At 68.3% G+C, this 22,469-nt stretch carries 12 protein-coding genes and 2 pseudogenes; 5 read left to right on the forward strand and 9 right to left on the reverse strand.

Features of this window, described 5'->3' with window-relative positions:
- Window positions 1–64: 64 nt before the first annotated feature.
- Window positions 65–1,066 carry a Gfo/Idh/MocA family oxidoreductase gene (locus AB0M45_RS31780; protein WP_364336779.1) on the forward strand — a complete coding sequence of 334 codons (1,002 nt, stop codon included), beginning with the start codon at window positions 65–67 and terminating at the stop codon, window positions 1,064–1,066.
- On the opposite strand, the gene AB0M45_RS31785 is transcribed toward AB0M45_RS31780, so the two are convergent.
- The 3 genes from AB0M45_RS31785 to AB0M45_RS31795 are packed head-to-tail and all read right to left on the reverse strand — an operon-like array spanning window position 1,049 to window position 14,507.
- Entirely contained in the window at window positions 1,049–2,125 is a 1,077-nt protein-coding gene (locus AB0M45_RS31785) for an alpha/beta fold hydrolase (protein ID WP_364336781.1), read from the reverse strand. The genes AB0M45_RS31780 and AB0M45_RS31785 overlap by 18 nt on opposite strands.
- Complete coding sequence (locus AB0M45_RS31790; protein ID WP_364336783.1) at window positions 2,122–4,416, reverse strand: thioester reductase domain-containing protein; 2,295 nt, start codon at window positions 4,414–4,416, stop codon at window positions 2,122–2,124. Before AB0M45_RS31790 ends, AB0M45_RS31785 begins: the two co-directional genes overlap by 4 nt.
- Window positions 4,413–14,507, reverse strand: coding sequence for an HAD-IIIC family phosphatase (locus AB0M45_RS31795; RefSeq protein WP_364336786.1), 10,095 nt, complete (start codon window positions 14,505–14,507; stop codon window positions 4,413–4,415). The genes AB0M45_RS31790 and AB0M45_RS31795 overlap by 4 nt, the downstream gene beginning before the upstream one ends.
- Window positions 14,508–14,761: 254 nt before the next feature.
- Between AB0M45_RS31795 and AB0M45_RS31800 the strand changes: the two genes are divergently transcribed.
- Window positions 14,762–16,090 (forward strand): cytochrome P450, encoded by a 1,329-nt coding sequence (locus AB0M45_RS31800; RefSeq protein WP_364336788.1) that lies wholly within the window; start codon window positions 14,762–14,764, stop codon window positions 16,088–16,090.
- 12 nt (window positions 16,091–16,102) lie between these two features.
- Here AB0M45_RS31800 and AB0M45_RS31805 read toward each other — a convergent pair whose 3' ends face one another.
- Window positions 16,103–16,516: a DUF6223 family protein gene (locus AB0M45_RS31805; RefSeq protein ID WP_364336790.1), complete on the reverse strand. Its 414-nt coding sequence runs from the start codon at window positions 16,514–16,516 to the stop codon at window positions 16,103–16,105.
- 216 nt (window positions 16,517–16,732) lie between these two features.
- Between AB0M45_RS31805 and AB0M45_RS31810 the strand changes: the two genes are divergently transcribed.
- Both AB0M45_RS31810 and AB0M45_RS31815 read left to right on the forward strand, forming a co-directional pair.
- Window positions 16,733–17,839, forward strand: a complete 1,107-nt coding sequence (locus AB0M45_RS31810) for a histidine kinase (RefSeq protein WP_364336792.1) — start codon at window positions 16,733–16,735, stop codon at window positions 17,837–17,839.
- A complete protein-coding gene (locus AB0M45_RS31815; protein ID WP_364336794.1) occupies window positions 17,836–18,498 on the forward strand; it encodes a response regulator transcription factor in 663 nt (220 codons plus the stop codon). Before AB0M45_RS31810 ends, AB0M45_RS31815 begins: the two co-directional genes overlap by 4 nt.
- Window positions 18,499–18,534: 36 nt before the next feature.
- Here AB0M45_RS31815 and AB0M45_RS31820 read toward each other — a convergent pair whose 3' ends face one another.
- The 4 genes and pseudogenes from AB0M45_RS31820 to AB0M45_RS31835 form a co-directional block, all read right to left on the reverse strand.
- On the reverse strand, window positions 18,535–19,518 hold the full coding sequence (locus AB0M45_RS31820; RefSeq protein ID WP_364336796.1) for a hypothetical protein: 984 nt from the start codon (window positions 19,516–19,518) through the stop codon (window positions 18,535–18,537).
- Window positions 19,519–19,882: 364 nt separating this feature from the next.
- On the reverse strand, window positions 19,883–20,383 hold the full coding sequence (locus tag AB0M45_RS31825) for a metallophosphoesterase (protein WP_364336798.1): 501 nt from the start codon (window positions 20,381–20,383) through the stop codon (window positions 19,883–19,885).
- Window positions 20,384–20,470: 87 nt separating this feature from the next.
- The gene (locus tag AB0M45_RS31830; RefSeq protein WP_364336802.1) at window positions 20,471–20,890 is read right to left on the reverse strand and encodes a VOC family protein; all 420 of its coding nucleotides are present in this window, start codon (window positions 20,888–20,890) and stop codon (window positions 20,471–20,473) included.
- A gap of 156 nt (window positions 20,891–21,046) precedes the next feature.
- Window positions 21,047–21,253: pseudogene (locus AB0M45_RS31835) on the reverse strand (zinc-binding dehydrogenase); the annotation flags it as partial.
- A gap of 678 nt (window positions 21,254–21,931) precedes the next feature.
- Here AB0M45_RS31835 and AB0M45_RS31840 point away from each other — a divergent pair.
- The gene (locus tag AB0M45_RS31840; protein WP_364336800.1) at window positions 21,932–22,165 is read left to right on the forward strand and encodes a hypothetical protein; all 234 of its coding nucleotides are present in this window, start codon (window positions 21,932–21,934) and stop codon (window positions 22,163–22,165) included.
- Window positions 22,166–22,375: 210 nt separating this feature from the next.
- Here AB0M45_RS31840 and AB0M45_RS31845 read toward each other — a convergent pair.
- Window positions 22,376–22,469 (reverse strand): annotated as a pseudogene (locus AB0M45_RS31845) (transposase family protein); the annotation flags it as partial.

A 22,469-nucleotide genomic window follows, 5' to 3' on the forward strand; every position in this document is an offset into this window, starting at 1 on the left:
TTCAGGATTCGTCCGGCTGCCGAGCAGACCAACCACGGCGCGGTGCCGATGTTAGTGTCTGCTGGTGACCAAAGACACGCGCTCCGAGGTCCGTATCGGGGTTCTCGGTGCGGCCCGCATCGCGCCGGCGGCCCTGATCAAGCCGGCCGAGCGGAACCCGGAGGTCGTCGTCGCGGCGGTGGCGGCCCGGGATCGGCCGCGGGCGGAACGGTTCGCCCGCAAGCACGGCATCCCGCGGGTCTACGACAGCTATCGGGCGCTGATCGATGCGCCTGATCTCGACGCGGTTTATATCCCGCTGCCGAATGGTCTGCATGGCCGATGGACCCGCGCCGCCGTTGAGGCCGGGAAACATGTGCTGTGCGAGAAGCCGTTCACCGCCAATGCCGCGGAGGCGTCCGAGATCTCCGCCCTGGCAAGCGCTTCCGATCGCGTAGTGATGGAGGCTTTCCACTACCGCTACCACCCGCTGATGTCGGCCGCCGAACAGATCATCGCGTCCGGCGAATTGGGGACGCTGCTGCGGGTGGAAGCCGCGCTGTGCTTTCCGCTGCCGAAGTTCTCCGATATCCGCTACGACTACACCCTCGCCGGCGGCGCGCTGATGGACGCGGGCTGCTACGCCGTGCACATGGCCCGCGTGCTGGGTGGTGGGAACCCGGAAGTGGTTGCGGCGCAGGCGAAGCTGCGCGGACGGCGGATCGATCGGGCCATGACCGCCGAACTGCGTTTCCCGTCCGGGCACACCGGCCACATCCGGTGCTCGATGTGGTCGGCGGACGTGCTGCGCGTCGGCGCCACCGTCATCGGCGAACGCGGGCGGATGCGGCTGGTCAATCCGGTGCTGCCGCACCTGGGACATCTGCTGACGGTTCGCTCGGAGAGTGGCAGGCGGGTACGGCGGTTCGCGCATCGCGCGTCCTACGACTACCAACTCGACGCCTTCGCCGCCGCGGTATTGCGCGGCGAGCCGGTCGCCACCGCGCCGGGCGACGCCGTCGACACCATGAGCGTCATCGATGCCATCTATCTCACCGCCGGCCTGCCGCTACGCCAACCGAGCTGACGTCTCGTCGAAGAAATCGACGATATGTCCGAACACGTCCAGCGCCGCGCCGCGGCCGAGGAACGTGTCGAGGTGGCCGTAGGAGGGAATCTCGATATAGCGGAGATCGACACCGGGATTGCGCGCCGAAAGCACCTCATAGCAAAGCTTATTGGAATCCAACCAGGCCTCGTTGCGACTGCCGGCCAGCAGCAGCACCGGGCAATCGATTCGATCGGCCTGATCGAGCGCGTTCTCCGGGAGCGCACGGTAGCGCTCGTCGTCGACGTTCCATCGGACCACGGCGTGCGCCAATTCCATCTGCCGCAGATGCGGTAGCACCGAGAGCGGTATCGCGCCGAACAATTCGGCCAGCCGGTCGTGGGTGCTCGCGTCGAGGTGGTCGTGCTCGAACAGTCGGGCGCCCATCCCCCACCCGTGCTGGACCATGCGGCAGGTCGGGTCCGGGCAGTCGCCCTTGCGCGACAGCGCCGCGTACAGCAAGGTGCGCCGGGACCAGAGCCCCACCTTGCGGAAGTCGGATTCGATGTGCCTGATCCGCGAGCCGAGCAGTTCGCTGCCGACCAGCACCCGCACGCGCGCCGCCGTGCTGACCTTGGGGGTCAGGAAGACGCCCTGTGCGACCACACCTGCCAGTCCGGGCAGCAGTCCGGCCGTCATGCTCAGCGAGAGAGCCAGCGCGCCGATGCAGTGCGCCACGACGAACAGCGGGCGGTCCCCTATTTGCTCCCTGATTCGCGCGACCGCCGCGGGTAGGTCGTAGAGCGCGACATCGTCGAAGGTGTAGGGCGGGCCGGATTCGTTGTAGGGCAGGCGGCAACTGCCACGCCAGTCGAGCAGCCACGACTGGTAGCCCGCATCGGTCAATACGTCGGTGACATTGCGAATCTCTGGAAGTGCGAACATCTCCGATGACACCCCGTGCCCGTGCACCAGCAGCACCGCGGGCGCGTCGGCGGGGCCCACTCGGCGCAACGCAAGGTCGAGGCCGTCGGCGGTCCGGAAGGAGATCACCTCCTCGCTACCGAGTTGCGGCACGGTCGATCGCATGTCGGTCATCGGCGGTGCTCCTTACGCGCTGCCCGGCGCAGATCCAGCAGATCGACACCGACCCGGAGGATCGGTTCCAGCAGGCCTTTGCCGAGCTGGCCGCCGAACCAGCTGAGCCACAGCAGTTTCGCCAGCCGCTGCTGCCGTTCGGGCAGTCGTGGATCGATCTGGATGCCGTCGATCTGGTCGGACAGGTAGGTGTGCATCGGCACGGCGACCTCGCCGGTGTAGGACACGGACTGCCCGGTACGCCCGATCTCGATCATCTGTGTTCCGAGTTGCCGCACCATGCGTCGTCGCGCCGCGGCGAACTTGTAGCCCTCCAGCCACCAGGAGCCGCCGGAGGAATCACGCAGCGTCAGCCGGTAATGCATGATCGGATGCCGCACTTCGTGACGCAGCGGTATCCCGTCGTGCGGCCGAACCGTCGCCGTGCCCTCGACGGCGAGCGGCTCGTCGGCCAGCCCAGCGCAGATGAGTTCCCCGGTGACCTCGATCGTTCGGGCGGTGAACATCTGCGCACTGCTCGCGACCGATAGGGTCAGCCGTAGATCGCAGGGGATGTCGGCGGTCTCGCCGATCGGACCGACCGTCCCGGTGAGTGTTTCGTTGAAGCGCAGATAGGGCTGGTCACCCGGCTGCGGTCCGGCACCGGCCAGGGCCGTGAGCATCCGGCTGCGCGCCGCCGGACCGGGTGTCGCGGGCGCGGGCAGGCCGTTGGCGGACACGAACGCTTCGGTGCGCGCGGCCGATGCGGGCGGCGCGGTGACCATCGCCGCCAGCTGACGCCGGGCGACGGGACTCTGCAGCACCTGGGCCAGCGATTCCAGTTCCGGTACCGGTCCTTCTCTGATCGCGCGGACCACGTCATCGCACCACTGCTCCCAGTGCTGCACGCGAATACCCATACCGGCCAGCGTGGTTTCGGCGACCACCTGATCGAGTGAGGTAGGCGCGCCGGTGAGGTGATAGGTGTGGCCCCATGCGCTCGGTGTGCCGACGATCTGCGCGGCTACCCGGCTGACCCAATCCACCGGGGCGGCGTTGAGGTACCGGAACCCCGGTGCGGTGCGAAATCGCGTCAGTGCGGCAGTGATTCCGGCGTTGAGGTCACGCGGATTGTGGGCGGCGGTCTCCGGGTGACTGCCGATACCGCCGGGACGAAGGATGGTCACCACGAGTCCGTGTTCGCCTGCCCGGCGGAGCACGGCCTCCGCGGCCCACTTCGATCGGTCGTAGCCGATGGGCAGCGCGGCGACGTTGGCGGTCGGATCGTCCTCACCCAGCGTGGCGGCGTCCGATCCGTTGAACACCGCCAGCGAGGAGATGTGGTGCACCGGTTTCGGCCGGTCGGTGCAGGCCAGCTCGGCGAGGGTCAGCGGGCCGAGTACGTTGGTCCGGCGCAGCGACGGGTAGCCGCGCAGGAAATCCACCGCGGCCCCGGCGTTGACGATCGCATCCACCTCCGCGGCGAGGCTCGCCCACCGTTCCTCGGACAGGCCGAGCCGGGGCAGGCGCAGATCTCCCGCCAGCGGCGTCACGCGCCGCAGTACCTCCCGGCTCCAGGGCAGCGCGAAGCGCCGCAGGGCGTGCTCCAGCCGTTGGGCTGCGGCGTCATCGTCGTCGGCACGGATCAGGCACACCACGTGCGCTTCGCTGTGCCGCAACAGATCGAGCAGCAGGTGACTACCGAGAAAGCCGGTCGCCCCGGTCAGCAGGATGCGGCGCGGTGCGACCCGCTCCGGCGCGGCCACCACCGGTAATCGGTCGGCGCCCGCGAGATCGGCGAAGAGCTGGGCGAGGTCATCGGTATCGGCCTCGGGCTCGGCATCCGGCCGGGGCGGTGCGGATTCGGCGTGTTCGGCCAGCCAGCGGTGCGCCAACCTGCGGGGTCGCGCGTCGAAGAACACCGTGTCGAGATCCAAGTGGACATCCAGCTCACGCGCCAGGGCCGCGACGAATTCCACCGCGGCGATGGAGGTGCCGCCCGCATCGAAGAAGTCGGTGTCGGCGTCGAGGGTCGTATCGGTGTACCGATTCGCCACCGCGGTGACCGCCGCCGCCAACGCCTCGGCGTCCATGCGAGGCGCGCCCTGTGCGGTGTCGGCCGAAGGCGCGCTGCCACCGTTTTCGACCACGCTTCCATCGGTTCCGGCCAGCGGGGCCGCGCCCTTGCCGCCGGTGCGTGCGAGCAGGGCGGCCACATCCAATCCGACAGCGCCTCGTTCGAGCGTTTCGCCGCGCAGGCGACGGTCGACGGCCGGGTTGCGGACCTTCGCCGACTCGTCAGGAGCGGTCACCGTGTCACGTCCTCTCCACTCGCCGGCATCTCCCAGGACCGGAACTCCCGCAGGCGATCCAGTGTCGCGGACACCTTCAGCCGTCGATCGTCGGGGGTACCGCCGAGCAGGCGCGCGGCCAATCGGCGCGCGGGTGCATTGCGGACGGTGTGCTCGACCGACATCCGTACCGTGGAGCAACCGAGGGCATCGGCCCGATCCGCAACCCAGCTCAGCAGCCGCTCCTCGACGCCGCGTCCGAGGGCACGGCAGCTGAGTTGCCAGCCGCTGATCCACAGACTGCCCGCATCCGCCCGTAGCGCGAGTACCGAGATGAGGCCGTAGTCGCCGAACCGGTCGCGCGCCGTCGCGGTCCAGACCTCGCCCTCGTCGCGCCACCTGTCGAGATCATCCGGGGTGACCTCGGCGAGGGTGAACTGCGTGGTCCGCCGCACGAGTTGTCGGGCACGCTCCACGGTGGCATCGGTCAGCGGCTCGAGGTCGACCGCGAGGTTCAGCTGCTCGAGGAACTCCGCGAATTCCGCGGTGGCGCGAGCACGGTCGCGCTCCTGCTCCTGGCGGTAGAAGTCGGCCCGCGTACGGTCCTCGGCCGTCGCGGCGACCGGAACCATCGGCCACAATCGCGCCAGGAACGACTCCAGTTCACCGGCGGGCGGACACGTCACCGACAGCACCTCCGGCAACAGCGCGCGCATACGGGCCACTTCCACCGGGTTGTCGTCGAGATAGCAGAAGCTGTCCAGGCCCAGCCGCAGTGTGCGCGCGACCTCCTCCAGCCGCTCGGGCTTGCCGCCCCAGCCCGCCGAGACGGCGGCGAAATGGTCGCGGTGCAGCGGGCTGTCGGGCCGGTCCAGGATTTCGCGGACAATATCGTCGTCGTTATTGGTCACCAGCACCAGCAGCGTTCCCGCCGCGCGCCACTGCAACAGCCGCCGGGCCAGCGCGCGGCGTGGCTCATCGAAAGCCACGGCGGCGGAGCCGATCTCGCCCGCCGTTCCGCTCCACAAGGTGTCGTCGCCGTCGACGGCGATAACCTTCGGCGCGGGCTCCGTCACGGCGCCGGCGGTCGCGACGAGGGTGAGCGCGACCGCCGCCTGGAACTCGGGTGTGAAGGGCAGGTGCGCCAGGATCTCGGTCCGGTCGTCGAACGGGTTGTCCACCGGATGGTGACGCGTCCACGCCCGCGGTTCCAGCACCGCGACGCCGGGAACGTCGCGTAGGCGTTCGGCGACGAGCCGCTCCCACGCGAGCAACCGTTCCTCCGGGCGGGCCGAGGGCAGGATGCCGACGATGACCGGCCGGTGCGTGCGTTCGGCCACCTCGCGCACCGCCGCCGGATATTCGGCGGCGAGCTCGGCGAGCAGGTCATCGGAGATCGCGCCGAAACGTTCCAGATCCGTCGCACGCAGCAGCACGATCCCCAGTGCCGTCGACGGTTGCGCGAAGACACCCGACGGGTCACGCAGGCAGGACAACACATGGTGATACGGCGCCTCCGCGACGGTGAGCGCCGTGGAATCCGAGGACGCCGCCGCAGTCAGCTCGGGTAGCCTGCCGAGCGCGAAGGTCGCGCCCAGCGCCGCACGAAGACCGGAAACCGGCTGCTCAGCGGTTCCGGGCCGGGCGGGAGCACCGGGGTCGGCGACCGCGGCCGCGACCGTCTTCAGGTATTCCGTGCCGAACTCGGCGCAGGTCCCGGCGTCGATGATGTCGCTGTTGTAGGTCAACCACACTTGGCCGGTATCCGGCAGCACCGCCACCATGAGGTCGAGATCGGAATAGCCGGTGCTCACCGGAACGACCGCGGCCCGTGCGACCGCGGAGTTGGCGCGCAGGTAGTTGAAGTACACCTCGATCAACGGCGCGTTCTCGCGGTACAGGCCCTCGGTGGCCAGCGCGGCGAGCACATCCGCGAAGCCGGCGCCAGGGGCGAGCAGATTCCGCAGCCGCTCGCCGGTGCGGCGAAGCACGTCGATGACGAGGTCACCGGCCTCCACGGCTGCCGGGAACGGCACGGGCACACCGAAATACCCGACCGCATCTGTCGCGTCGGCGTGCATTCGGGTATCCACCGGCACCGCGAGGGCGAACCGGTCGACCTGCTGCCGGCGCGCCAGCAGGACGGTCAGCGCGCCGAGGAACACCGCGGCGGGGGTGATGCCGAGGTCGCGGGCCCGGTCCGCGACCCGGTCGTGCAATCCGGCGGGCATGTCCAGCGCGACCGATCCCGCACCGTAGCTGCGCTGGGCCGGACGCGGCCGCGCCGAGGTCAACTCGAGCCGGCGAGATCCGGAGAAGGCGTCGCGCCACCGGGTGATCGCGGTATCTGTGTCGCGCCTGCTCGACTGCGCGGTGAGCAGTTGATGCATATCACGGTTGGTCACGGCGTCACCGAGTTGCGCGCCGGACAGTTCCGCGGCTAGTTCGCCCGCGACCAGCAGCATCGACTGCACATCGCTCATGCTGTGATGCGCGCCGAAAAGCAGTACCGCGTCGCCGGTTTCGGCATGGAGAAGTTCGAAGCGCCACAGCGGACCTGTCTCCAGGTCGAACGGCAGGGCCATGAGCTCCCGGAAGCGCTGCTGTACTACGGCGTCGTCGAGTCGGTCGAGGTCGCGCCAACCGGCCAGACTGCCGGGTTCGCGGCGGATCTCCAGCTGTCGTCCGTGCTCCTGGCTGGGCTGAATCGTCGTGCGCAGCGCCGCATGCCGACGGGCCAGCCGCGCCAGCGCCTGCGCCAGCCGCGGCCGGGTGACCGGCGCGGGTAGCCGCACGGCGACGCCGCCGGTCTGCGCGGCGGCGGGAATACCGAGTTGCTCGGTCCGCAGCAGACGCATCATGTCCCGGGTCACCGGCAGCACTTCGACTTCGGGCACTTCGGTGGCCGCGCCCGGCGCGTCGATGTCGGCCTGCCGCAGCACCTCATCGACGAGATGGCCGGCGAGGTCGGTGAGACTCTGCCCGGCGAGGATCGTGCCGAGCGGCACCGAGATTCCGGTGTGCTCGCGCACCTTGTTGCGCAGTTCGACCGCCATCAACGAGTCCAGACCCAGACTCTGGAAGGACTGCTCGGCGGCGAACGTCTCGGTGCCGGCATGGCCGAGCACATCCCCGGTCCACTCGGCCACCGCGGCGAGCGCCAGGGCGGTGGCCTCCGCGCGGGGTACGGCCCGCAGTTGTTCGGCGAAGCGCGATCCCGCCGCCACGTCGACGGTCGCGCGGTCGGCCACGGCTCGGCGCGGCGCGCGGCGAACGAGCCCGCGCAGCAGCGGCGGGACGGCCGGCGCGCGGCGCAGCACGTCGGTGTCGAGCAGCAACGGGACCAGCACCGGATCACCGACCCGCAGGGCGGCGTCGAAACAGGCCATCCCCTCCGGCACCGAGAATGCGCGGATGCCGGCGCGCGCGATCCGCCGGATATCGGCCTGCGCCATGTGGTCGTGCATATCGACCTCCCATGCGCCCCAGGCCAGCGACTGGGCGGGAAGACCGAGCGACCGGCGACGCAGCGTCAGCGCGTCGAGATAGGCGTTGGCAGCCGCGTAGTTGGCCTGCCCGGGTGTGCCGAACAGGCTCCCCGCCGCGGAGAACAGCACGAAGATCGAGAGCTCCCGATCCGCCGTCAACTCGTGCAGGTGGTGTGCCGCATCGACTTTCGGACGCAACACGGCATCGAGCTGCGCGGGTGTCAACGAGCCGAGTGTGCTGTCGTCGAGTACACACGCCGCGTGGACTATGCCGGTCAGCGGCATACCGTCGAGCAGCTGCGCCAGAGCCGACCGGTCGCTGACATCGCAGCGGGCGAATCGCACGCGCACCCCGCGGCTCTCCAACTCGTCCCGCAAGTGGGCGCCGCCTGGGCCATCGACACCGCGGCGACTGACCAGCACCAAGTCGCGGGCCCCGTACGCGTCGGCCAGATGACGGGCCAGTGCCGACCCGAGCCGACCCGGCGCCCCGGTGACCAGCACGGCGCCTTCGCCCAGTGACACCCGGCCTTCGGACGCTCGCCCCGCGGTCTCCGGCAGCCGAGCCAGCCGCGGCACGAACGCCACACCGTCGCGCACGGCCAACTGCTGTTCCCTCGCGGCGAGGAGCCCGGCGATATCCACCTCGGGGTCGGCTGTGTCGACCAGCACGATCCGCCCCGGATTCTCCGACTGTGCGGAGCGCGTCAGCCCCCACACCACCGCGCCTGCCGGATCCGGACTGTCCTCACCGGGCAGCGCCACCGCCCGGCGGGTCCGCACGACCAGCGTCGTCTGCTCGAATCGACGGTCGGCGGTGATCGTTTGCAGCGCCGCCAGGATCCGCTGCGCCGTGTCGTGCACCTGGCTCGGCGACTCGCCTTCGGGCACCGGCAGGATGATGACTTCTGCGTCCATCGGGACGGCGGAATCCCATTCGGCCAGAGTGAGCGTCCGGTCCGGCGCGGGCAGCGGAAGCTCCGACCAGTCCATCCGGAACAAGCGACGGAACGCGGGCGCGACCGAGGCGGCATTCCACTGCGCGGCGGTGACCGCACGCGACAGCACCGAACCCACCGACACCACCGGGCGTCCGGTCCAGTCGGTCGCGGACATGGCGACGGTGTCGGGCCCCGACCGGGTGAGCCGGACGCGGAGCGCGGTGGCGCCGGAAGCCCACAGCGTGACATCGGTCCACACGAACGGCAGCAGGGCATTCTCGCCGTCGGCGGCGTACAGGGCGGTGGCGTGCAACGCGGCATCGAGCAATGCCGGATGGATACCGAATTTCGCGGCATCGCGGTGGGCGGAATCGGCGAGTTCCACCTCGACGAAGATCTCGTCCGCACGTCGCCATGCCGACCGCATCGCCTTGAACAGCGGACCGTAGTGATGTCCACGCGTGAACAGCTCGGCGTACAGGTCGTCGATGTCGACGCGCACCGCGTCCGCTGGTGGCCACGGAGACGAATCAATCTGTGCGGGAACAGGTTCGGACGGATCGGCCAGTGTGCCGTCGGCATGGAGCGTCCATTGCGCATCCGGATCGTGTTCGTCGCGGGCGTAGATGCGCACCGTGCGGCGGTTGTCGGCGTCGGCGCCACCGACCACCGCCTGGATCTGCAAAGCTCCGCGCTCGGGGACGAGCATCGGGGTGCGCAACACCAGCTCTCGTACCACCGGACTGTCCACCTCGTCACCGGCGCGTACGGCCAGTTCGACCAATGCCGCGCCGGGCAGCAGCACCGCGTTCGGTCCCGCGTGATCGGCCACCCACGGCTGCTGCTGACGCGACAGCCGCCCGGTCAGTGTGACGCCACCCGAATCGGGCTGCGGCACACCCGCGCCCAGAATGGGATGGGCGACGTCCTGAATCCCCAGCGAAACGGTGTTGCGGTTGACCGAGTCGGTCCAGAACCGCCGCTCGTCGAAGGCATAGGTGGGTAGGTCCACCCGCCCGGATTCGGGAACCAGGCGGGTCCAGTCGAGTTCGTGGCCCGCGACATACAGTTCGGCCTGCGACCTGGCCAGGCAGACAGGTCCGTCCTGGTCCCGTACCAGCGAACCCACGGCCACCACTTCGCGCGTGAGTTCCTCCGCCACCGTCCGGACGGCCGCGGTCAGCGACGGGTGGACACCGAGTTCGACGAAATACCGGAACCCGTCGGCGATCATGCGCTCGATCGTGGGCGCGAACCGCACGGTCTCACGCGCGTTCCGATACCAATAGTCGGGTTCGATCGGTTCGTTCGTCATCAGTTCACCCGACACGGTCGAATACCATGGCGTCGCAGGCGAATCCGCGGTCATATCGGCCAGCTCGGCCGTCAACGGATCGCGGATGGACTCGATCAACCGGCAGTGCCCGGCGAAGCCGGGACCGGCGGCGCCGAGCCGCGTGTAGATTCCGGCGCGGTCCATCTCCGCCAGCAGCGCTTCCACCGCGGCCTGTTCGCCCGCCACGATCGTCGAGCGACGCACATTGACCGCCGCGATCGACACCCGGCCGTCGAACTCCGCCAGGCGCGGGCTCACCTCGGTCTCGGGCAGGCCGATCATCGCCATCGCGCCCGGGGCGGTGATGCCTTGCATCAGGCGGCTGCGCGTCATGACGATTCGTGCGGCATCGCTCAATTCGATGACACCGGCGCAGTAGGCGGCGGCGATCTCGCCCTGACTGTGGCCGATCACCGCATCCGGGGTGACGCCCGCCGCCCGCCATGCGGCCGCGAGCGCGGCCATGGTCGCGAACAGCAGCGGCTGCACGACGGGGAAATCACCGAGGTCCGCGGCGGTCATGGTGGTCAACCTGTCGCTCAGCGACCAGTCGAGGTGTGCGCTGAAAGCCTTGTCGCACTTGCCGAATTCGGCGCGGAACTCCTCGGAGCGGGCGAGCATATCGCGCGCCATGCCTACCCACTGCGTTCCCTGCCCGGGGAAGACGAACGCGGTCTTGGCGTTGGTGAGCACCGGACCGGCGCCGACGACGGCATTCGGCGACGATCGGCCGTCCACCAGGTCTTGTAGCGCACGCACCATCTCGTCACGATCGCCCGCCACCACGACCGCTCGCCGCTCGAACTGGGTGCGCTGCAACGCCAGCGCGCGCGAGACCGGACCCGGTTCGAGTCGCTCATCGGCGACCACAAGGCCGAGCAGCCGTTCGGCCTGACCGCGCAGCGATGCCGCACTGCGGGCCGAGATCGGCAGCAGCGCCGCGCGCCGGTCGTCGGCCTTCGCGCCCGGCACGGCCGCGGGCTCGGGCGCAGCCTCCTCGAGGATCAGGTGCGCGTTCGTGCCGCTGAGCCCGAAAGCACTCACACCGGCGCGACGCGGCCGATCCCCCCTTCGCCACGGCATAGGGCCGGCCTGCACTGTCACACCGCTTCGCTCCCAGTCGACCTGCGGTGACGGCACACCCGCATTCAGGGTGGCGGGGATTCGTTCGTGTTGCAGTGCGAGTACCAGTTTGATGACGCTCGCCACGCCCGCGGCGGCCTGGGTGTGCCCCACATTGGATTTCAGCGACCCGATACCGAGCCGCCGGTCCTGGTCACGACCTTGCCCGAACACCCGCGCCAGTGCGCGCGCCTCGATCGGATCCCCGAGCGCCGTACCCGTCCCGTGCGCCTCGACATAGTCGATATCGTGCGGAGCCAGACCCGCGGCACGCAATGCCGAGCGCAGTACCTGCTCCTGGGCCGCGCCGTTAGGGGCGCTCAACCCCTGGCTGGGGCCGTCCTGGTTGACGGCGGAACCCCGAATGACGGCAAGTATCCGGTCCCCGCTTCGGCGTGCATCGCCGAGACGCTTCAACAGCAGTAGACCGGCGCCCTCGGCCCACACCGTCCCGTCGGCATCGGCGGAGAACGGCGCACACCGGCCTGTCGGCGACAGCACACCCAACCGGCACAATTCGATATGGGCGGTCGGTGACATCAGCAGCGTAGCGCCGCCGGCCAGGGCGAGGTCGCACTCCCCCGCGCGCAGTGCCTGCATCGCCAGATGCATCGCGACGATCGACGAGGAGCAGGCTGTGTCCAGCGTGACCGCCGGACCGTGCAGCCCCAGCGTGTACGCGATCCGACCGGACGCGACACTCGGCGATAGTCCCGTTCCGACCTGGCCGTTCAGCTGTTCCGGAGCTGGGTCGGCGAGATAGCCGGTGCTGTACACGCCGAGATAGACGCCGGTCGCACTGCCGTGCAGGGTGCGTGGATCCCGACCCGACCGCTCGATCGCCTCCCAGCTGAGTTGCAACATCATGCGCTGCTGCGGATCCATCACCGCGGCCTCGCGCGGGCCGATCCCGAAGAAGGCGGCATCGAAGCGATCGATGCCATCGACGTATCCGCCGCGGAAGGTGTACGCCTTGCCGATCGCGGAGGTATCTGGGTCGTAGAGTCCGTCGATATCCCAACGGCCCGCGGGCACCTCGGTGAGCGCGTCACCGTTGCTGTCCAGCAGCCGCCACAGCGCCTCGGGTGAATCCGCGTTGCCGGGGAATCGGCACGACATCGACAGGATCGCGATCGCGTCGTCATCAGCGTCGTCGCCCGCATCCGCTCGGACTGCCTCGAAACCGGCCCCACCCGACTCGTTCGGCGCGTCGGGGGCCAGTGCCGTGGCCACCCCGTCGATCGTGGGATTGTCGAAGAACAGATTGGTGTCGAGGAAGCGACCGACGAAATCCGACAGCTCGACCACCAGCTCCACCAGATCAGCTGAGCCCAAACCGAATTCGACCAAGGGCCGATGCACATCAATGCGTTCCGGATCCAGCGCCGCCTGCCGCGCGATCTCCGTCACCAGCCAGGATCGGACCGCCTCCGCGGACGGCTCCGCCACGGACCGATCCGCGGACTTCGCGTCCTCGGTCTCCGCTGCGTAGTCGTCCAGCTCGTCCTCCGGCGACCGCACCGAACCCGCCGACAGCGCGAGCAACTCGCCGGACAGATACGCCGCCCGGCACGCCGAACGCTGGATCTTCCCACTGCTGGTCTTGTAGATGGCGCCCGGCCGGATCAGCAGCACGGCCGCGAGCGTGAGCCCGTGGTCGGTCGCCACCGCCCCACGCACGGCGCCCTCGATCTCGGCCAACTCGCCGGGATCCGCGCTGCGCACCTCGGCCACCACGACGGGCTGCTCGCCGCCCACGCCGACATCCACGGAAAAGGCCGCGACGCATCCGGCTCGGACATTGTCGTGCACCGCCTCGACGGTCAGCTCGATGTCCTGCGGATAATGATTGCGGCCGTTGACGATCATCAGATCCTTGCGTCTTCCGGTAACGAACAGCTCGCCACCGGCAAGGAAGCCGAGATCCCCGGTACGGAGATAGCGGCGACCGTCGCCGGGCAGCGTCGCCCCGAACACTTCGGCGGTGGCCTGCTCGTCACGGAAATACCCTGCGGCCACGCTGTTCCCGGCGACCCAGATCTCGCCTTCGTCCCCGTCGGTACGCTCGGTACCGTGCTCGGGGTCGACGACGGCTATCGAGATTCCCTCCGGCGGCTGCCCGACACCGACAAGTTCCGCACTGCGACCTTGGTTTCCGGCACCGGATCGTCCGGGGGCTTCTAACAGTGTCGGCATCCGGGCGGTCGACGACGCGGTCACGATCAAGGTCGCTTCGGCCAGACCATAGACCGGCTGGAGCGATTCGGCGCGGAAGCCGGCCCGAGCGAATGTCTCGGTGAACCGCCGCACCGTCGCGGCGCGCACCGGCTCGGAGCCATTGAACGCCACCCGCCACCGGCTCAAGTCGAGCTGATCGATCCGCTCCGGCGAAATACGGCGCAGGCACAGTTCGTAGGCGAAGTTGGGGCCGCCGCTGGTGTGGGCGCGGTAAGCCGAGATCGCCTGCAACCACCGCTCAGGGCGCTGCAGGAAGTGCAGCGGCGACATTAGCACCGAATTCGCACCGAGATGCACCGTCTGCAGTATCGGCGCGATGAGCCCCATGTCGTGGTACATCGGCAGCCAGCTGGCGAACAGCGCACCGTCCCATGATTCGATCGCGGCGCGGTCGTGGCCGAGCCCTGCGGCGATCGCATGCTGGTTGTGCAGCAGATTCCCATGGGTGAGCAGCACACCCCGCGGCGCGCTGGTCGAGCCGGAGGTGTACTGGATGAACGCGACCGAGTCGGGGCCGAGATCCGGCTCCCGCCACCGCGTTGCCCGGTCGTCGGCGATCTCGTCGGTGGCCAGCCACGGCAAGCCGGCCAGCTCGGGAATCTGCGCATGCAGCGCGGCCGAATCCGCGGCGATACGCCGCGAGGCCAGCACCACATCGACATCCGCATGCGCCACCATCCGCCGCAGCCGATGCAGCGACCGGTTCTCCCATTCCGGCAGGGGCGCGGGAACGGCGACTACTCCGGCCGCCAGGCACCCGAAGAACGCTTCGATGAACTCCGGACCGGCTGGATACAGCAACAGCGCCCGCTGCGGCATCGAATCCTGGAGTACGGCGCCGATCGCCCGGGCACGGACACCCAGGTCGGCGTACCGCATTTCGCGGACGACACCGTCGACGTCACCGCTGTCCAGGAACCGGTACACCAACTCGGTCGGCCGATTCTGGACCTGGGCGAAGAGTGTCTCGACGAAAGTGTTGTGCACGAACTACTTCCTCTACCGGTGAAACTCGAGATTCAGCCGGTCCTGGTTCCCCGGGGTATGGAGGAACGGCAGGCGGCGCGTTCTGACTGATAGCGGACACAATATATCCGTCGCTGCACCTCTCACCGGTGCAGGCGATGTCACGGCCGTCATCGCGTGTGCCCCGAATTTTGGGGGCGGCAACGCTCGACACCCATTGCAGCTGTGGGAATTTCACATTTGCGAGTCATCGGGCAGCCGGTGAGGATGGCTACGTGTCACACACCCCGGTATCGCTGCGCGCACTCCCCCGACTACGCACCCGTGACTTCGCGCAGATCGGTGGGCTGCTGCGCCCCGGCACCCACCGCTCCCCCTTGCTGGAATTCGGTGATCGGTTCGTCGTCTCCCCGCCGGGGTTTCCGACCATGCTCGTTACCCACCACATGGACGACGTGCGAGAACTGTTCGCCAACCACGACGACTTCTCGATCGGGCAGGTGCTGAGCCGACTCTCCAGCCACGACGTGATGTTCGGCAAGCAGACATTGATCTTCCTCGACGGTGACGAGCACCGCCGCGAACGTCGGCTGTTCGCTCCGCCCTTCCAGCACAAGGCACTCCAGTCCTACGAAGATCTCATGGTGGAGGTGGTCGAGCGCGAGCTTCCCAGCTGGCCGGTCGGTGCGCCGTTCGAGTTCCTGAAGGTTGGTTACGACCTGGCCATCGGCGTGCTGCTCGGCGTCGTCTTCGGTGACGTGGGTCCGGCCCGAAGGGACCGGCTGAAGCAGGCGGTGAGCCGGTGGTTCGGGGAGATCGAAAGCCGCGGTTTTCTCGCCGTCACCTTGCTCACCCCGCTGTTCGGCGGCTACACGCCGCCCTACCCGCCGCTCGGTCGGCGCCAGTCCGAGGTCGACGCCATCATCATCGAGGAGATCGCCGCACGCCGGGCCACGCCACGGGACGGGAACGACCGGAAAGACGTGCTGTCCCGGTATGTCGGCACCGAACTGGATCAGCACGACGACGCCGCGCTGGCCCGCAACATGCGCGGCATCCTGCTGGGCGCCTACGAGACCACCGCGATAACGCTCGGCTGGATCGCGGCCATGCTCGCCGGCCATCCACAGGCCATGGCCGAAGTGGACGCGGCGGCCGATGCGGGCGACCAAGCCCGGCTCGACGCATACCTCGACGCCGTGGTCGCCGAAACGATGCGGCTGCGCCCGGTGTCCCCGTTCACCGGACGGCGAGCGCTGCGCGACACCGTGATCAACGGTGTCCACATCCCAAAGGGCGCCATAGTCATAGTCCCGATCCTGCTCATTCACGAATCTCCCCGGCACTATGCGGATCCGATGGTCTTCCGCCCCGAACGCTTTCTCGACGAGCGACCCAAGAGCCACACCTGGCTGACCTTCGGCGCCGGCCCGCATCGCTGCCTGGGCGCCAACTTCGCGCTCCTGGAAGCCCGCATCCTCTTCCGCACCGTCCTGCAGCAGCGCCGCATCGACGCCACACCCGGATCCGTCGAACCACCGCGCCGGTACCACACCGGCCTCAGCCCCGCTCACAACGCACGGATCACACTCCGTCCGCGCTGAATAGACGCGAAGTTACCGGGAGCGGGCCACAGCCAGCCCGCCGAGAACCGTGGCGATCAGCCCGATCACCAGGGCCGCGAAGCCACCGACTATTCCGTTGCCCGTACCGGGACCGCCGTCGGCGGATACCACGACAAGCCCGCCGATGACCATGCCGGTCAACCCCGAAACCACGGCCACAATGGCCCCCCAATTCCTGTTGCCACTGCCGATACGACCGGCGAAGCGGGTCAGAGCCACACCACCGATGACCGCGCCGGCCAGTGCCATCAGTGCGGCCACCGCGCCCAGGAGTCGACCGGTGGTCAGGGTGGAGGCATCGACGGCGGCCGACTGGGCCGAGACGTGCGCGGCTGCCGGTGCGGCAAACGCGAAACTTCCGAGCAGGGGGGCTCCCGCGGCGGCAAGCAGGTGACGGACGGACATTGGGGTACTCCTTCGGCGTGCGGCTGGAACTGCCTTGATCATGTCCGCTGGCCTACCGGCGGTCGTCCTGCCGCCGCAGGCAATTCGCGCTGCTGCTGATGCGGTAGTCGGCTGCCGTGGACGCCGCAGGAGCAGGGAAGCTACCGCGCGTGCGGTAGGCGGATGATCATCCGTGCGCGGGAGTTGTCCGCGCGGACATCGGGCTAGGGTGCACGAATGAGCAGCGGACGCGTCACGGACTGGGCGATCGCCGTTGGTGTGGCGGCGATCCTGCTGGTCGCCGGGCTGTCCATGCAGCACTCCGCAACGAATCTCGACCCGCTCGGCTACGCGTTTTTGATAGCAGGCGGTCTGGCGCTGGCCGCGCGCCGCTGGGCTCCGGTCACCGTGTTGGCCGTGACCGGGGTGTGCGCGCTGGGTTACCAAGCGGTCGGTTTCGACGTGCCTGCCGTCGCGTTTCTGGTCGCGGTATACGCCGCCGTGCGGATGGGACACCGCATGATCACGGTGGTGGCGTCGGCGATCCTGCTGGCCGCTCTCCCGTTTGCGGCCCTGGCCACCCTGCACGACCTGGGTGAGGCGTACGCGCAGGCCCGTCGCGCGCTCGAGCTGGCGTGGTTGATCGCGGCCGGTGCGGCGGGGGAAGCGCTGCGGCAAGCCGAGCGGCGGGCGGACGAGGCCGAGCGCACCCGGGAAGAGACCGCGCGGCGCCGCGCCGACGAGGAGCGGCTGCACATCGCGCGGGAGTTGCACGATTCGCTCACCCACCAGATCTCGGTCATCAAGGTGCAGTCCGAGGCTGCCGTACACGTGGCCCGCAAGCGAGGTGAAGAAGTACCGGATGCCCTGCTGGCGATCCTGGAGGCCGGTCGTGAGGCGGCCCGGGAACTGCGCGCGACCCTGGAGGCGCTACGCGACGACGGCAAGAGCCCGGCGCATGGCCTCGCCGACCTCCCGGACCTGGTGGAACGAGCCCGATCGACCGGTCTCGACGCGACGCTGACAATCGAGGGACAACGCCAGGACGTGCCTGCCGCCGTGGACCGCACCGTCTACCGAATCGTTCAGGAGTCGCTGAACAATGTCGCCCGGCACGCCGCCGCCGCCACGGCGTCGGTCCGGATCGAATACCGTCCCGACGCCCTCCTCATACAGGTCGATGACGACGGCAAGGCCACCGCGGAGACCGCGCCGGTGCCCGGCGTAGGGCTGCTCGGGATGCGCGAACGCGTCAGCGCCCTCGGCGGTCGCCTGCGGGCGGCACCGCGCAGCGAGGGCGGCTTTTCCGTACAAGCCGAACTACCCGTGGACGGAACATCATGATCCGTGTCCTGCTGGTCGACGACCAGCCACTCATTCGCAGCGGATTCCGCGCGCTTCTCGACCTCGAGGACGACATCGAGGTGGTGGCCGAGGCCGCCGACGGGAGCGAGGGCTTGGCGCTGGCCAGAGAACATCTACCCGACATCGCGCTCATCGACATCCAGATGCCGGTCATCGACGGCATCGAGGCGACCCGGCGCATCGCCGCGGACCCGATCCTGGCCGGGGTGCACGTCGTCATCCTGACCAACTACGGCTTGGACGAATACGTCTTCAACGCGCTGCGCGCCGGGGCAGCCGGATTCCTCGTCAAAGACATCCAACCCGAAGACTTCCTCCACTCCGTACGCGTCGCCGCCCGCGGCGACGCCCTGCTCGCACCGTCGATCACCCGCAGGCTGATCAACCGGTACGTCACCCAGCCGATCGGCACCGGTACCGGAATGGGGTTGACAGAACTGACCAATCGCGAACGCGAGGCCGTAGCCCTGGTCGCGCAAGGCCTGTCCAACGACCAGATCGCCGACCGCATGGTGATCACCCCGCTGACGGCGAAAACCCACATCAACCGCGCCATGACCAAACTCCACGCCCGCGACCGCGCCCAACTCGTGGTTTTCGCCTACGAATCCGGCCTGGTGACCCCGCGCAATTCCTGACATCCGGACTGGCACCGGCCAGGTCACCGGCGGAGGCTACACCCAGGGAGCCACCGGATACCACGGGATGATGTCGCGCATGGCCAGCAGGCGCACGTCCCAGTAGAGGAACGTGAAGACGCCCACGATGAGCAGTGCGCTCGCGCTGAGCACGCTGACGCGACGCGGGTCGGCTCGCAACCAGCGTTGCAGGCGACCACCGGCGACAACGGTGAGGATCAGTAGGACGGCGAGGATCAGGATATTGCCGATGGACTGCAGGACGAATGCGCCCGCGGCGTAGAGGGGATTGCCCTCTTCGGCGATGTCGCGGAACAGCTTGCGGAACAACGGGAACGGGCGTCCGATGAGGAAGGCGCCGATCAGGCCGCCGAAGAAGATCAGGGGTGCGTTCGGGAAGCGGGCGGCGATGCGGGCTAACGGGTCGCGCACCAGGCCGAGCACGGCGAGTCCGAGGTAGATCATGACCAGCCCGATCACGCCGAACACCACCATGGACTGGACGAGGCGCGCGGGCAGCCGGCCCGGCTGGCTCGGCGCGGTGTCGAATTGCGGCATGTCGGTACCGAGGATGCCGACGACGACACCGTAGGCGGCGGATACAACGACCATCCCTGCCGCCATCCACTGCAGCGGCCGCAGCACCGCCCGCACCCGGTTCCACCAGCCGCCCGCGCTGCCCGCCAAAGGAGCCACCGCACCGAACACGGCGATATTGCACGCGGTGAACGTACCGGCCAGGCCGGAGACGAACGCGAACACCACACCCGCGCCGATGCCGGTGATCGCGGTGTCCTCGGCATCATGACCGAGCAGCCCGTCGGCCACCGTGCCGCCGATCGCGCGGTCCACGAACGGCGCCGACCACACCACGGTCAGCAGGAACCCGCCGAGCACGCCGAGCAGCAGGACCACCCCACGCCGCCGCGGATAGTGCCCGTTCACGAACACACTCGTCGCCTCGAAATGTTCGACTACGGGGGAAGCCATTGCGGTAGAAGGGGATTCGAGATTGGTCATCGGAATCTCCTGTCGGCAACGCGCCGGCGACGAAACACCGGCGTCCTCATTGTCGGATATCCGTGACCGCCAGTCCTACTGATCGACCGACAAGAACACCTTTCGCACTGCGGTCCTGCCGTTCTCGCCTGGAGTCTGCTCGGGCGATGACCGCGGCGTATCCGGCCGGGCTGGGATGCAGACGGTCGCCGCTGTCATAGGTCCAGGGCGTCGGCGTCCGTCCTGGACACCAGCGTGCGTTCGAAGTCGGCGGCCGGGACGACTCGGTGAACGACGCGCCACCGATGTCGGCGTGATCGCCGACCGCACGGTAGGAGAAGTGGAAGGTGCAGCGACGCGGCCATGCCGACTGGGCCGTGAAAGGTCAGGTTCCGGGAATGGTGTGCAGTGTCACCTGGCTCAGTTGCCCCGAGCGTATTCGGGCGGTCAGGTAGGTGTGGTGCGGCTGTCGGCGTCGATCCGTCGGCGAGCCGGGATTGAGCAGCCGCAACCCGGTGTCGGTGACACTGTCCCAGGGGACATGACTGTGTCCGAAGACCAGCACGTCGGTGTCCGGGAAGTTCCGCGCGCACCGCTGCTCACGGCCCTTCGCGGGTCCGGTCTCATGTACCACCGCCAGTCGTAGGCCATCCAGTTCGGCGCGGGCGATCTCCGGTAGCCGGGCACGCAGTTCGGGTCCGTCGTTGTTGCCGTATACGCCGATCAGGCGCTTGGCACGCGCTTCGAGCCGGTCCAGCAGCGCGGCCTCCACCCAATCACCCGCGTGCACGATCACATCGGCGGCGTCGACCTCGTTCCATACAACCTGGGGCAGATCCCGCGCGCGCTTGGGTACGTGGGTGTCGGAGATGATCAGCAGCCGCACGGACTCCGGTGTATCACGCCGCGGAGGCTGGCCCGCGCCCAAATACAGCGTGATGCGCGGATTGTCTTCACAAGCGGCCCACTCGGCTTACGTGACACAGAACTCGTTGCCCTCGGGGTCGGCCATGGTCACCCAGGTGTACGGCCCCTGCCGTCCCTCATGCAGGATCTTCGCCCCGATGCCGACCAGACGCTCGACCTCGGCCGCCCGGTGCTCGTCGCCCACCCGGATGTCGAGGTGCATGCGGTTCTTGACCGTTTTCGCCTCTGGGACGAACTGAAAGAGGACACGCGGCCGATCAGGATGGCGGATCGCTGTTCCTACCTTCCATACCAGCTTGCCCCGATGCGTAGTCGTCTCGTCCTCCGGCACCCGCCCCTGAGCGACCATGCTGCGGATGAACTCCTCGTCTTGAGGCTCCACATCCCAGCCCAGCGCCTCGGCCCACCAGTCGGCAAGCGAGTGTGGGTCGGCACAGTCCAGGACAACCTGAAACTCGAATCCCATACCCGGGACCCTAGCCCCCACGTACGACAACTCCAGATGGGCGCGCGGTGAACCGTCATCGCCGGCCGAGGCGCGGGGGATCAAGCGCGCCAGCCTGAGATGACAAGCCCGGTCCGGTATGCCGCTGTCAGACTGGACCGGGCTTTCCAGCTCGAGGTGCTCGGGAGCCGATCCGTTCGCTCCATGGATGTGCAGTTGGCGGTAGTGCACCACATTGGAGTCGCAGGTGATGACGGGGTTGGTCTTGGGTAGCCCTCCAAAGAAGGAAATGCGGCCATTGCGGGCGGCCATGGCGATGGCCTGCTCCTGGGTGATGTTGGCAGCGGTCGCCGTGACCACCACGTCAGCGCCGCGTCCGCCGGTGGACGATACCCAGCTCGAGCGATTCTCGGCTTACCGCAAGCAACTGCCCCTCGACACCGAGGGCCGGCCCTCCGCGCAGGTCGTGCTGGATGAGGGACGGCACGATCCGCGGAGGGCCTTGCCCCCGCGATGCGGAAACAGCCGTGGCAAACACCCTGGATCGGGCACAAAACGGTGGAGCACCGGCGGTCACTTATGACAACTTCCCAATCGGGTCTATACACAGTTAACTAATCGTGCCTAAACTGTGACCTAGCCGATATCAGAAGACGGCTGCGAAGAAATTGGTAGCCCTGTGGACGCCCGGTCGAAACCCGGAGAGCTAAGCGTCCTCAACACCAGGACTGCTGCATCGGCGAGCCTCAGCGGCTCTTGCTTCCCGGTCCGTGCTGCCCCCCACGCTGCCCCGTACGAGAAACCGATCCAGAATGTCCGACCGTCGGCCTTCATCCCACCACCGCCACTTGTGTCACGAACGTCGCAGTGTCGCCCTCGGCGCCACGGGCGCGGTAGCCGTGGCCGTGTCTGCCGCATCTTCCGTGCCTTGCCGCAGCCTCCCGTTTCGAAACCGAGCAGCGAACGCTCGCGACAGGCCCATCGAGCCGCCGACGAGCGATGGACGCCATTCATAAGCACGGTTTCAGAAACAAGCTCACTACAGTCACCGAAGGAACTGCAATGCGCAAGCGCCTCGAAGACGCACTACATCAGGATTTCAATCGCTGGACGGCATTGGTCGACCGCGCGGCCCACGCGGAGAACGAAGTCGAGCGGGAGAAGCCCGCCTTGGCCGCGGCAGAGCTGGAAAAGAAGTGGATGCGCACCGCCGCCGAGAACTGGAGAACACTGCACGACCAGTGGTGTGAGGTAACCAGCCGGAAGCGAGCAAGTGCGAAATACGCTCTGCTTTGAGGCGGATCGCCGAACCCAACTGCGCATGCGAATGGTCGAGGCCGCTACGAACTCGACCAGTCTCCTACCGGTGACGCCTCAGGTCGGTGCGCACCAGCTTGTCGACGAGTCGCCGGGCCACATATGGCACGGCCGACCAACCGGTTCCGATCCTTTCCACGTATCTGTTGGTGGCTGAACAATGGACGAAAGTCGCTACGCAACAACAACGGGTAGTCCGCTCGATACCCACACGATGTCGCCGCCGGGGGTGGAGATGACCTGCAGGTTCATCCCGTGATGTTTGTGTTTGCCGGAGTAGAAC

This window comes from Nocardia sp. NPDC051787 (assembly GCF_040681325.1).
In the GTDB taxonomy this organism is placed as follows: Bacteria; Actinomycetota; Actinomycetes; order Mycobacteriales; family Mycobacteriaceae; genus Nocardia.

Coding starts and splice junctions, on each gene's coding strand:
- AB0M45_RS31785 (WP_364336781.1), bottom strand. CDS start 2,125: ATGACCGACATGCGATCGACCGTGCCGCAACTCGGTAGCGAGGAGGTG.
- AB0M45_RS31805 (WP_364336790.1), bottom strand. CDS start 16,516: ATGTCCGTCCGTCACCTGCTTGCCGCCGCGGGAGCCCCCCTGCTCGGA.
- AB0M45_RS31810 (WP_364336792.1), top strand. CDS start 16,733: ATGAGCAGCGGACGCGTCACGGACTGGGCGATCGCCGTTGGTGTGGCG.
- AB0M45_RS31815 (WP_364336794.1), top strand. CDS start 17,836: ATGATCCGTGTCCTGCTGGTCGACGACCAGCCACTCATTCGCAGCGGA.
- AB0M45_RS31820 (WP_364336796.1), bottom strand. CDS start 19,518: ATGACCAATCTCGAATCCCCTTCTACCGCAATGGCTTCCCCCGTAGTC.
- AB0M45_RS31830 (WP_364336802.1), bottom strand. CDS start 20,890: ATGGGATTCGAGTTTCAGGTTGTCCTGGACTGTGCCGACCCACACTCG.
- AB0M45_RS31840 (WP_364336800.1), top strand. CDS start 21,932: ATGCGCAAGCGCCTCGAAGACGCACTACATCAGGATTTCAATCGCTGG.